The organism is Pseudomonas sp. NPDC089743 (assembly GCF_044748785.1).
Taxonomy (GTDB): Bacteria; Pseudomonadota; Gammaproteobacteria; order Pseudomonadales; family Pseudomonadaceae; genus Aquipseudomonas; species Aquipseudomonas putida_X.
Window position 1 is genome coordinate 379121 of the sequence record NZ_JBIVGS010000004.1, and the last position, 11720, is coordinate 390840.

General features: G+C 61.6%; 15 protein-coding genes and 1 tRNA gene. 11 read left to right on the forward strand and 5 right to left on the reverse strand.

The annotated features are described in order from the left end of the window. Positions 1–61: 61 nt before the first annotated feature. Positions 62–421 (reverse strand): hypothetical protein, encoded by a 360-nt coding sequence (locus ACIPZC_RS10905; RefSeq protein ID WP_400626841.1) that lies wholly within the window; start codon positions 419–421, stop codon positions 62–64. A gap of 160 nt (positions 422–581) precedes the next feature. Here ACIPZC_RS10905 and ACIPZC_RS10910 point away from each other — a divergent pair, with 160 nt between their 5' ends. The 8 genes from ACIPZC_RS10910 (at position 582) to csrA (ending at position 6370) form a co-directional block, all read left to right on the forward strand. Then, positions 582–884: a DUF1883 domain-containing protein gene (locus tag ACIPZC_RS10910; RefSeq protein ID WP_241805335.1), complete on the forward strand. Its 303-nt coding sequence runs from the start codon at positions 582–584 to the stop codon at positions 882–884. 7 nt (positions 885–891) lie between these two features. Further along, positions 892–1062, forward strand: a complete 171-nt coding sequence (locus tag ACIPZC_RS10915; protein WP_241805336.1) for a hypothetical protein — start codon at positions 892–894, stop codon at positions 1060–1062. Positions 1063–1094: 32 nt separating this feature from the next. Further along, positions 1095–2171 (forward strand): NAD(P)H-dependent flavin oxidoreductase, encoded by a 1077-nt coding sequence (locus ACIPZC_RS10920; RefSeq protein WP_400626843.1) that lies wholly within the window; start codon positions 1095–1097, stop codon positions 2169–2171. Positions 2172–2308: 137 nt separating this feature from the next. Then, complete coding sequence (gene modA / locus ACIPZC_RS10925) at positions 2309–3067, forward strand: molybdate ABC transporter substrate-binding protein (RefSeq protein ID WP_267816945.1); 759 nt, start codon at positions 2309–2311, stop codon at positions 3065–3067. After that, a complete protein-coding gene (modB, locus tag ACIPZC_RS10930) occupies positions 3067–3747 on the forward strand; it encodes a molybdate ABC transporter permease subunit (protein WP_400626845.1) in 681 nt (226 codons plus the stop codon). Before modA ends, modB begins: the two co-directional genes overlap by 1 nt. 1 nt (position 3748) lies before the next feature. Continuing rightward, complete coding sequence (gene modC, locus ACIPZC_RS10935) at positions 3749–4840, forward strand: molybdenum ABC transporter ATP-binding protein (RefSeq protein WP_400626847.1); 1092 nt, start codon at positions 3749–3751, stop codon at positions 4838–4840. A gap of 57 nt (positions 4841–4897) precedes the next feature. Continuing rightward, positions 4898–5920, forward strand: a complete 1023-nt coding sequence (locus ACIPZC_RS10940; RefSeq protein WP_241805341.1) for a DNA topoisomerase IB — start codon at positions 4898–4900, stop codon at positions 5918–5920. A 252-nt stretch (positions 5921–6172) separates the two neighbouring features. Next, complete coding sequence (csrA, locus tag ACIPZC_RS10945; protein WP_012315047.1) at positions 6173–6370, forward strand: carbon storage regulator CsrA; 198 nt, start codon at positions 6173–6175, stop codon at positions 6368–6370. 62 nt (positions 6371–6432) lie between these two features. Here the strand turns inward: csrA and ACIPZC_RS10950 are convergent, their stop codons facing one another. From ACIPZC_RS10950 to ACIPZC_RS10960, 3 genes are read right to left on the reverse strand one after another with little or no spacing between them, the layout of a single operon-like run. Beyond that, entirely contained in the window at positions 6433–6786 is a 354-nt protein-coding gene (locus ACIPZC_RS10950; RefSeq protein ID WP_012315048.1) for a response regulator, read from the reverse strand. A 10-nt stretch (positions 6787–6796) separates the two neighbouring features. After that, positions 6797–8242, reverse strand: coding sequence for an ATPase domain-containing protein (locus ACIPZC_RS10955; RefSeq protein ID WP_400626850.1), 1446 nt, complete (start codon positions 8240–8242; stop codon positions 6797–6799). Between the two features lie 5 nt (positions 8243–8247). Further along, positions 8248–9408, reverse strand: coding sequence for a nitrogen regulation protein NR(II) (locus tag ACIPZC_RS10960; protein WP_400626852.1), 1161 nt, complete (start codon positions 9406–9408; stop codon positions 8248–8250). Between the two features lie 299 nt (positions 9409–9707). Between ACIPZC_RS10960 and ACIPZC_RS10965 the strand changes: the two genes are divergently transcribed. Continuing rightward, positions 9708–9792: transfer RNA gene (locus ACIPZC_RS10965), tRNA-Leu, on the forward strand. A 176-nt stretch (positions 9793–9968) separates the two neighbouring features. After that, positions 9969–10382: a DoxX family protein gene (locus ACIPZC_RS10970; protein WP_241805345.1), complete on the forward strand. Its 414-nt coding sequence runs from the start codon at positions 9969–9971 to the stop codon at positions 10380–10382. A 1-nt stretch (position 10383) separates the two neighbouring features. On the opposite strand, the gene ACIPZC_RS10975 is transcribed toward ACIPZC_RS10970, so the two are convergent. Beyond that, positions 10384–10587 (reverse strand): hypothetical protein, encoded by a 204-nt coding sequence (locus ACIPZC_RS10975; RefSeq protein ID WP_400626854.1) that lies wholly within the window; start codon positions 10585–10587, stop codon positions 10384–10386. A 251-nt stretch (positions 10588–10838) separates the two neighbouring features. Between ACIPZC_RS10975 and ACIPZC_RS10980 the strand changes: the two genes are divergently transcribed. Next, positions 10839–11513, forward strand: a complete 675-nt coding sequence (locus ACIPZC_RS10980) for a polysaccharide lyase family 7 protein (RefSeq protein WP_400626856.1) — start codon at positions 10839–10841, stop codon at positions 11511–11513. Positions 11514–11720: the final 207 nt, after the last annotated feature.

An 11720-nucleotide genomic window follows, 5' to 3' on the forward strand; every position in this document is an offset into this window, starting at 1 on the left:
AACGGCAACACGACCAGCACATGGCAATTGGCCTTGTTAACCGCGTTTTACTTGAGCCAGATCAACCGCCAGAGATGCACTTGGTCGCCGCGGTGCGCACATCGCCCAGACGCAGTGGGAAGTTGTTCAAGCGTTCATGCAGCTTGATGCTGCTGCCGCTGCCACGTTCATCGATATCCACCAGTGCCGCTGGCCCGGCGCCGGCCGTCAGCTTTTGCGGCACGATCAAGCGCAGGCCATCGCCGCGCTGCTCTTCGAGCAACGGATCACGGGTGTTCGCCAGCTCCTTCTTGACACAGTCGGCATACTCGCGGGGCGTCTTGCCAGAGATCACATCCATCGTTTCGTGCGACTGCTCCAGCTCGGAAACGCTGACACAACCACCCAGCGTCAGGGACAACGCCGCCACCATCCACTTCATTTGGCATACCTCAGCTATCAGGAATGCATCAGACCACGGCCAGGCACTTTTGCTCCGTGCTTTGGCAGATTTATCTAGCCCCACGCCATCCGGCGCGCCAGCCAATCCCGACATCGTGGTATCGTTCGCGTTTGCTGAACCCGACTTTGCGGAGCACCCCATGAAATTCGTACACCAGCGCGAGCATCTCAACGAGGACGACATCGTCGTCATCGAGTGCTCTCAACGCTGCAACATCCGCCTGATGAACGACGCCAACTTCCGCAGCTTCAAAAACGGCGGCCGACACACCTACCACGGCGGCCACTTCGAGCGGTTCCCGGCCAAGATCACGGTACCTAGCACCGGTTTCTGGAACATCACCATCGACACCGTGACCACGCGCCCGATCTCGGTAACGCGCAAGCCAACCTTGTCCCACAAGATCAAGATCATCCGTCGTTCGTCGTCCAAACTCAGATAAGACCGCCATGAACCAGAACATCAAGTACGTCATCAAATACAAGCTCGACGGCGAACGCCGCTGGGACTTCGCCGTCATGTCCGATGCCTCGCACGAGCAGGCGCTGGAAGCCCTGCGCAAGATCCACGGCGACGACGCCGACAAGATCAGCGAGATCCACGTCAGCAAGGCCCTGTAAAAACCGCTGGGGAAAACCGCTAGGAGAACTGCATGAGCAACTGGCCCGACCGTCGTATTCTCGATCTGCTGGGCATCGAGTTGCCCATTCTCCAGGCGCCCATGGCCGGCGCCAGCGGCTCGGCCCTGGCCATCGCCGTGGCCAACGCCGGGGGCCTGGGCGCCCTGCCCTGCGCCATGCTTACCGGCGAGCAGGTGCGCGACGAGATCGCAGCCTTTCGCAGCGCTTGCCCGAGCGCCCCGCTGAACCTGAATTTCTTCTGCCACCAGCCGCCAGCCCCTGACGTCGACCGCGACAAGCGCTGGAAGCTGGCACTCAAGCCGTACTACACCGAACTGGGCGCGGACTTCGAGGCTCCCACCCCGGTGTCCAACCGCGCCCCCTTTGACGAGCACAGCTGCCAGTGGGTCGAACAACTGCGCCCGGAGGTGGTGAGCTTCCACTTCGGCCTGCCCGACGCTGCGCTGCTGCAGCGTGTGAAAGCAACCGGCGCCATGGTGCTGTCCAGCGCCACTACGGTGGAAGAAGCACTGTGGTTGGAGGCCAAGGGTTGCGACGCGATCATTGCCATGGGCAGTGAAGCCGGTGGCCATCGCGGCATGTTCCTCAGTGAAGACATCAACAGCCAGATCGGCACCTTCGCCCTGGTGCCACAGGTTGCCGATGCAGTCGGGGTGCCAGTGATCGCCGCTGGCGGCATCGCTGACCCTCGTGGCCTGGTTGCCGCGCTGGCCCTGGGTGCCAGCGCCGTGCAAATCGGCACGGCCTACCTGTTCTGCCCGCAGGCCAAGGTGTCTACGGCCCACCGGCGCGCGCTGGACAGTGCTTCGGCCAGCGACACGGCCCTGACCAACCTGTTCACCGGGCGCCCGGCACGCGGCATCAACAACCGCGTCATGCGCGAACTGGGGCCGATGAGTGAACTGGCGCCACGCTTCCCCCTGGCTGGCGGCGCGCTGATGCCGTTGCGGGCAATCACCGATCCACAAGGCAACAGCGACTTCAGCAACTTGTGGGCAGGGCAAGCGTTGCGGCTGGGCAAAGCGATGCCGGCTGAACAGCTGACCCGGGAAATTGCAGAGAGGGCGTTGACGCTGATTGGCCGTTAGCCACTGACCTGGGGTGCAGCCCCTGAAGGGATTGCGCCAATTTCAGCTATCAAGCCAGGCAGCACCTTCCGGCTTCAGGGCTATCGCTATATAGTTACCGCTATAACGATAACCTGCACTCCCAAGGAGCTGTTTTCATGCGTACACGCTTGCCCCTCCTGGCCGCCACTGCCCTCGCCTGCATCCTATCCGTCAACAGCGCCTGGGCCGACGAGGTGCAGGTTGCGGTCGCCGCAAACTTCACCGCGCCGATCCAGGCCATCGCCAAGGACTTCGAGAAAGACACCGGCCACAAGCTGATCGCTGCCTACGGCGCCACCGGGCAGTTCTACGCACAGATCAAGAACGGCGCGCCGTTCGAGGTGTTCCTCGCCGCCGATGACAGCACCCCGGCCAAGCTGGAGCAGGAAAAGGACATCGTCCCCGGCTCGCGCTTCACCTACGCCATTGGTACGTTGGCCCTGTGGTCGGCCAAGGACGGCTACGTTGACGCCCAAGGTGAGGTATTGAAGAAAAACCAGTACAAGCACCTGTCCATCGCCAACCCGAAAACGGCGCCCTACGGCCTGGCCGCCACGCAAGTACTGGCCAAGCTTGGCTTGGCTCAAGCCACCCAGGGCAAGATCGTCGAAGGCCAGAACATCACTCAAGCCTTCCAGTTCGTCTCCACCGGCAATGCCGAGCTGGGTTTCGTCGCCCTGTCGCAGATCTACAAGGACGGCAAAGTCACCCGTGGTTCGGCCTGGGTCGTACCGTCCGAACTGCACGACCCTATCCGCCAGGACGCCGTCATTCTCAACAAGGGCAAGGACAACCCGGCGGCCAAGGCACTGGTTGAATACCTCAAAGGCCCCAAAGCCACTGCGATCATCAAGTCTTATGGTTATGAACGCTGATGCCACTGGACGCCAGTGACCTGGGTGCCATCTGGCTGACCGTCAAGCTGGCCAGCCTGACCACCCTGATCTTGCTGCTCATCGGCACGCCCATCGCCTGGTGGCTGGCGCGTACGCGCTCTTGGCTGCGCGGGCCGGTGGGCGCGGTGGTGGCGCTGCCGCTGGTGCTGCCGCCGACGGTGATCGGGTTTTACCTGCTGATCGCCCTCGGCCCGCATGGCTGGATAGGCCAGGCCACCGAGGCGCTGGGCCTGGGCAGCGTGGTGTTCAGTTTCACTGGCCTGGTGATCGGCTCGACGGTGTACTCCCTGCCGTTCGTGGTGCAACCGCTGCAGAACGCCTTCGCTGCCATCGGCCAGCGCCCGCTGGAAGTCGCCGCGACCTTGCGCGCCAGCCCGTGGGACACCTTCGTACATGTGGTGCTGCCGCTGGCACGGCCTGGTTTCATCACCGCCAGCATCCTTGGTTTTGCCCACACCGTAGGCGAGTTTGGTGTGGTGCTGATGATTGGCGGCAACATCCCTGACAAGACCCGCGTGGTCTCGGTGCAGATCTTCGATCACGTCGAGGCCATGGAATACATGCAAGCCCACTGGCTGGCCGGTGCCATGCTGGTGTTCTCGTTCCTGGTGCTGCTCCTGCTGTACGCGGGGCGCCGAGGCAAGCCTGGCTGGAGCTGAAATGAGCGGATCGATTGTGGCGCGCATCAAGCTTGCGCGTGACGACTTCACCTTGGATGTCGACCTGCAACTGCCAGGGCGCGGCATCAGCGCCCTGTTCGGCCATTCCGGCTCGGGCAAAACCTCGTGCCTGCGCTGCCTGGCCGGCCTGGAAAGGGCCGCGAGCGCCTATATAGAGGTCAATGGTGAAGTCTGGGAAGACAGTGCGCGCAACTACTTCCAGGCGCCCCACCTGCGGCCGGTCGGCTACGTGTTTCAGGAGGCCAGCCTGTTCCCGCATTTGTCGGTGCGCGGCAACCTGGCGTTCGGCTGGCGGCGAATTGCACCAGACGAGCGCAAGGTCAACCTCGACCAGGCCTGCCAACTGCTGGGCATCGGCCACCTGCTCGAGCGCAGGCCGGCAACCCTGTCGGGCGGCGAGGCTCAGCGTGTGGGTATCGCCCGGGCACTGCTCAGCAGCCCGCGCCTGTTATTGATGGATGAGCCCCTGGCCGCACTGGACGGGCCGCGCAAGCGCGAGATCCTGCCCTACCTGGAGCGCCTGCACGATGAACTGGACGTTCCCGTGATCTACGTCAGCCATGCCCAGGACGAAGTGGCGCGGCTGGCCGACCACCTGGTGCTGCTGGAGCAAGGCAGGGCAACGGCCAGCGGCCCGATTGGGCAAACGCTCGCGCGCCTGGACCTGTCGTTGGCCCAGGGCGACGATGCCGGCGCGGTATTAGAGGGCGTGGTGGTTGACCACGACGCCCATTACGGCTTGCTCGACCTGCGCCTGCCTGGCAGTGAAGCGCCGTTGCTGCGCATTGCCCACCCGGCGCACGAAACGGGCAGCACCTTGCGGGTCAAGATTCAGGCCCGCGACGTCAGCCTGACGCTATCGCCAGATGGCGCCTCCAGCATCCTCAACCGGCTGGCCGTGCGGGTGCGTGACGTGCACCCGGCAGACAACCCGGCGCATGTGCTGGTCAGCCTGGATGCCGGCGGCAATGCCCTGCTGGCGCGCATCACCCGCTTCTCGGCGGACCAGCTCGGCCTGCATCCAGGGCAGGCGTTGATCGCGCAAATAAAGTCGGTAGCGCTATTGGGCTGAGCATCACTCGCGCGGCCGCTGTCCATTGATCAGTGACCTGATCGAGGCGTGCCGCCCATGCTTGACTGCACCTTACCTGCCAGCCTGCATTACGTTGACGATAGCCAGCCCGGCCTGAGCCGGCGCCGCTGGCGCGACCGTTTCATCTACCTCGATGCCCAAGGCCAGCGGGTGCGCGACAGCGAAACCCTGGCGCGCATCGCCGCCCTGGTGATCCCGCCAGCCTACACCGACGTGTGGATTTGCGCCGACCCGCAAGGCCACCTGCAAGCCACAGGGCGCGATGCGCGTGGCCGCAAGCAATACCGCTACCACGCCCAGTGGCGTGAGCTGCGCGATCAACACAAATATGGACGCATGCTGGCCTTCGCCCAGGCATTGCCCAAGCTTCGCGCACAGCTGGAGACGCACCTGGCGCGCCCGGGGCTGGACCGGGAGAAGGTAATGGCACTGGTGGTCAGCCTGCTGGACCACACACTGATCCGCATTGGCAACCAGCGCTATTTGCGCGACAACAAATCCTACGGCCTGACCACGCTGCGCAACCGCCATGTGAAGGTCGAGGGCAGCACCATCCGCTTCCAGTTCCGCGGCAAGCGCGGCGTGGAACACAATGTCACCCTGCGCGACCGACGCCTGGCCAACCTGCTCAAACGTTGCATGGAGCTGCCGGGCCAAGCGCTGTTCCAGTACCTGGACGAAGAAGGCCAGCGGCACAGCATTGGGTCCAGTGAGATCAACCAGTTCCTGCAGCAACTGACCGGTGCCGATTTCACTGCAAAGGATTACCGCACCTGGGCAGGTAGCAGCCTGGCGCTGAGCCTGCTCAGGCCGCTGGCCTGGGAGCCGGAGAGCGAGGCCAAGCGCCAGGTTGCGAGCATCGTCAAGCAGGTGGCCGCGCGCCTGGGTAACACCCCGGCCGTATGCAGGCGCTGCTATATCCACCCTGCCGTGCTGGAGCATTACGCGTTGGGACGCCTGGCAGAGCTTCCTGGCCGCCGCGTGCGCAAGGGCCTTGATCCCGAAGAAGTGGCATTGCTGTTGTTTCTGCAGGCACTGGAGCAAGCACAAGCCAATTGAACGAGCCTATACCTGTAATCATGCAGAGAAATTTCCCATTAAGGCCGAAGCGCCCTATCCTTGCCACCGAGCACCTTCGCCGGACGCTTACCCGCGTTTCACCACGGCACCTGCAACTAAAGACACACAACAGAATTTGCTTTACGGGGAATTAATATCCGCCGAAAGCGTCTTTAATGAGAAGGAAGAGGGACAGGCTCCCACCACTGCGGCACTTGCCGGGTGGATTTCGATACCACCAAGGAGAACTACATGCTGATACTCACCCGTAAGGTTGGCGAAAGCATCGTCATCAACGATGACATCAAAGTCACCATTCTGGGCGTCAAGGGGATGCAGGTGAGGATTGGCATTGATGCACCAAAAGATGTCCAGGTGCACCGTGAAGAAATCTTCAAGCGTATCCAGGCCGGTAGCCCGGCGCCGGAAAAGCACGACGATCAACACTGATTGCGACACTTCAAGCCGCACGGACGCGCTTGATCGATTGCGTACCTACCGCAGCCCGAGCCTCAGGCGCCAAGCAGCTCGCGCACTTTGGCGATCAACTTGTCCACGTCGAACGGTTTGTCGAACGCCGCAGCGAACAGCTCCGGGCGTCCTTGGCTGGCCTGCGCGCCACTCATCAGGATCACAGGGAGGTCGGGCAACTGCAGCTCTTTGCGGATGGCCAGCACCAACTCTTCGCCGTTGAGCACCGGCATCATGTAGTCGGTGATCACCAGATCCACGCGTTTTTCCTGTAACGCTTCCAGGGCCTTGCGCCCATTGCTCGCCTTTTCTACCAGAAAGCCTTCGTCCTCCAGGGCAAAGCCCAGGATATCGGCGATCAGGTATTCGTCATCGACGATCAGAATAGTGTTCATCCGCCGCCCTTCACCCGCTGCCTTGGGGCACGGGCGTACCCGAGAGCACACCGGATGCGCCCTCGAAAGCCTTGTGCAGGTGAATGCCCTGTGGGCCGATATGCAACTCATGCAGCGCAGGATCATGATGGCTGTCACGTACCTTGAGCACTGACAACATGCGCCGCAGTTGCGAATCCAGTTCGACAAAACGCATCAATAACAGGTTATCGACGATGCTCGACAGGTCGGGGGCCGGGGCGGTGATTTCCGAGCCGAACAGGTCGCGCATCTCCCAGGTGAGCATGACGCTGACATCGCGTGCGCGCAGCTCGCCAGTCAAGGCGCGGAAAAACGCATTGAGCCGTGCCGGGTCAGTTGCCAGGCGGCTGAATGCGCCCAGGCTGTCGATCAGCACACGCTTGCTACCCTGCTGCTGGACTTGTTCCAACAGGCGTGCACCCACCTGGTCGAGCAAGCCCTCGGTCGTCGGCTGCCAGCTCAGTTGCAAAGCACCTTGCCGCTCCAGCGCGTCGAAGTCGTAACCCAAGGAAGCGGCCTTCAGGCGTACCCTGGCAGGTGTTTCATAGAAGCCGAAATGCAGCGCAGGGCTCTCGGCGGTTGCTGCGCCAAGAAAGGCCAGGCCCAGCGACGTCTTGCCTGCACCGGAGGGGCCCATCAACAAACTCACCGAACCACTGGCCAGCCCGCCGCCCAACATTTCATCCAGCGCGGTTACGCCCGAGGTCACCTGGCTCAGCGTGGCCGAACCCAGCTGGCTGGGGTGGCTGTACAGCGCTTCCAGGCGCGGGTAAACATGGATCCCGTCCTCGTCGATCAGGCATTCATGGCGCCCGGACAGTGCCCCGCTACCCCGCGTCTTGCGCAGTTGCACATGGCGCACGGCGCGGCTACCCAGCAACTGTTCCCCCAGTTCGATCACGCCATCGACCATGGTGTGCTCGGGGCTGCCTTCATCGAGCCGGGCACTGGTCAGCAGCAGCACGGTACAGCCGGCAAAAGCGGCATGCCCCTGCAGTTCAGAAACGAACTTCTTGGTATCCAGTGTGGTTTCCGCGCGGACCCTGGCATTGAGCAGGCCGTCGACGATCAGCAGGCTGGCTTGCTGCCGGGCAATTTCCTGGCGGAGCAATTTGACCACCGCATCGAGCCCCTCCTTTTCGAGGGTATCGAAGGCACTGACGAACTGGATCTGGTCACCGATCAGCGCCGAGTCGAAGAACCCCATGGTCGCCAGATACTGAAAAAGCCGTTCATGGGGCTCGCTGAGCAGGGTGGCAACCAACACTCGTCCACCCTTGCGTACATGACCACATGCCAACTGGTTGGCGAGGATGGTCTTGCCCGCGCCAGGTGGGCCCTGAACGATGTAGGAGCCGCCTGTGACCAGGCCGCCCTTGAGCAAGGCATCGAGCCCTTCGATCCCCGTCAACAGCCGCTTGAGTGCCTGAACCATGGGAGTTACCTGTGGGGTTGAGGGGCCGCAGCGTGCTCCGACGCCGGCAGGTAAAGGCGCATGCAGGTGCCCTTGCCGACCGTACTTTGCACAGTGATTGCGCCGTTGTTTTGCTTGGCAAAGCCGTAGGCCTGACTGAGCCCGAGACCTGTACCCTTGCCAAAAGGCTTGGTGGTGAAAAATGGCTCGAAGATGCGTGGCAGCACTTGGGAGTCGATGCCAGCACCGGAGTCGCGCACTTCAAAGCACACGAACGTGCCGTGCAGCCCGTCTACTTCGCCGGTGAGCTCGACAGCATCAAGCGCAATACAGATTGTGCCGCGCTCACCGACGGCATCGCGGGCATTGAACAGCAAATTGAGCAGTACCATCTGCAACTGCCCGGCATCCACCTCGATCACGGGCAGGTTAGGTTGCAGGTGCTCTTGCAGTTCGATATCGCTCGGCAAGGCGTGCTCCAGCAAACTGCGCGTGGACGCCAGTACCGTAGCGGGCGCCACCACCGTGACATCCATCTGCCGATGCCTGGCGAACGTCAGCAGTTGCTGCGTCAGCTCGGTACCACGCTGGCCTGCATCCAGGATGTGCTCCAGCATACGCTGCACACGCACGGGGTCCGGGCTGTTCAGTGCCAGCTTGGCCGAACTCATGATGATGGTGAGCAGGTTGTTGAAGTCGTGCGCCAATCCGCCGGTCAATTGGCCCAGCGCCTCGAGCTTTTGCGCCTGGAACAGCTGGGCACGCATGGCGTCCAGTTGCAGTGCCGATTCGCGCCGGTCGGTAATATCGCGCGTGACCTTGGCCAGGCCAATGATCTGTCCCAGATCATCGCGGATCACATCGAGGGCGGCCAACGCCCAGAATTGCGTACCGTCCTTGCGTACCCGCCAGCCCTCATCTTGCGCCACGCCCAGCTCGAGGGCTTGCTTGAGCAGATAGTCAGGGCGCCCTTCAGCGCGGTCTTGGGGTGTGAAGAACAGCGAGAAATGCCGGCCTACCACCTCGTCGGCACGGTAGCCCTTGATCCGTTCAGCGCCGGCATTCCACGACACCACGTGGCCAGAAGGGTCGAGCATGTAGATGGCATAGTCCACCACAGCCTGCACCAGTTGCTCGTAGCGGTTGGCGGTCATTGCAGGTGGGGCGATGCAGTCGGCTGAAACCATGCAAACTCCACTGGCACAGCGGTTGGGCGGTAATGAGTGCGGCCAGCGTAGCCTCAGGCATGGGCGGACGATACACCCGTTAGCACGATGATGGCTGGCTAAGTACGCAGACGCTGCACTTATTGGATCCAGTAAGGAACGGCACAGTGGCCTAATGACAGCGAGGTGTCAATCGCCTGTGCAAATGCCACCCACTTCTTAGATCATAGGCGCTATGGTTGACGCAACTATAACAATGGGTTATAAAGCGCGCCTGATTACCAGCGCCTTCTGCTCAGAGGCGTGCCGGTTTCAAGCGTGCGAGTGTGGTGGAATTGGTATACACAGCAGACTTAAAATCTGTCGGCGTGAGCCTTGCGGGTTCGAGTCCCGCCACTCGCACCATATTCCTCGAAAAGGCGCCCTTACGGTAATGCCCTTCAGTCAAGCGATGTGCTGCATAGCAGCCCTGATAACGCCAACTGACCGACATTAGCCATACGGCGCCTTTTTGCTGCCCGGCGGAAATTCGCCAGGCAGCTGCTAGAGTGGAGTTTGTCTGCACCCACTGGAAGGCTGCCATGCGCTACTCCCTGCTTGCTGGTCAACGCGACGTGATCATCCTGGTCGCCCGTGTGCTGTTGATGATCCTCTTCGTCATTTCCGGCTGGGCGAAGCTGACCGGCTTCGAGGGCACGGTCGGCTACATGACGTCGCTGGGGGCCCCCGCGCCCATGGTTGCCGCAGCGGTCGCCGTGATCATGGAATTCTTCGTCGCGATCATCCTGATCCTAGGCTTCTACACCCGTCCGCTAGCCTTGCTGTTCGCCCTGTTCGTACTGGGCACCGCGCTGTTGGGGCACCCGTTCTGGAATATGGTCGACCCTGAACGTGCCGCCAACATGACCCAGTTCCTGAAGAACCTCAGCATCGTTGGCGGTTTGCTGTTGCTGGCGGTGAGCGGCCCCGGGCGATTCTCGCTGGACGGGCGCTGAGTCAGTCGTCCAGGTCATCGTGCCAGGCTGGATGGTCGCGCTCGTCATCATCGAGGTCATCGAGGTCATCCAGCAGCGCATCATCCTCTTCGACCTCATCCTCGGCACCCTGCGCATCCGCCTCAGGTTCAAAGCCGTCGTAGAGAAATTCGTGGTCGAGCAGGTGATCGTGTTCAGGCTCGTGCAGGTCGTCTTCGTCGCGCATGGTCGCTCCCGGAAAAATGGCACGCCTGTATAGGCGCATCTGCAGCCATGGTCAATGGATGGGGGGTTAATACTGACTTAACCGGTTGCCCCCATCCTACAGGCTCTCCCTTCAAACGTGACTTGCCCGCCAGCATGGCGGGCTTTTTTCTCCCTGCGCCTCATCAGTGAAACACGTCTTCGATGGAACTTCCCCCCTGCCTGCCAGGCTCGCAAACCTTGCAGGACTCGGAATTTTCAAGGAGAAATTTCATGGCCGTATACATCGACAATCTGATCATCACCACCCCGGTGCCGAAATCGCCCTCCAACCCGGTTGCCCTGGAGGTCACTGGCGCACAGGCCTTGGCTACCCTGACCAGCGTTGTTGCCCGTCAGAGTGACGGCTCGATACGCATGACCGCCCCGACCAAGGGCGCGGCCAGCAAGAGTACTCACCGCACACGCTGCGAATGGAAGGAAGCCGTGTACTGGTCACTGGGCAGTGCCGCCCGCCACCGCAATCACCAGACCATGACCCTTGAGAAGGTCAATCTGGCGCAAAAGGTGGTCATTGCCCAATTGCATGTCAAAGATAACAACAGCCCGCCAATCAAGGTGTTCTGGAACAAAGGCAAAATCACTGTAGGCTTTCGCTCAGACTTTAACCAGGCGACGTCTGTCAACAGCACTGTGTTGGCCGAAGTGCCGCTGGGTGTGCGTTTCGATGTGAGTATCGAGGTTAGCGAAGACGGTGCTTGTAAGGTCAGCGCGAACTGCAATGGCCGCAGTGGCACTGCGGTCGGGCTGCAACTGGGGCCTTCCTGGGCAACGCAGACGCTTAATTTTCACGGCGGGGTCTACAATCAAGTGGACTTCAGCGATGACACGCCGGCAGAGGATGCTTCGGTGTGTGTGATCAGCGCACTTGAGCTGAGCCATGAGTGAGCCAGGCATTACTGATTGTCTACATGCTCTTCACGAATTCATGACACACGCCTTGGCACACTGACACTGCTTCTCACGTTCTTTGGGCCCGCCACTTGTTGGCGGGTTTTCTTGATCGTGTCCCGGGAAGTGGTGTAACTCATCATGGTTCTGGCCGCTGAGTTCGCCGTTTAGTTGATCACGGCCGACAGCTTGGCCTGTGGATTA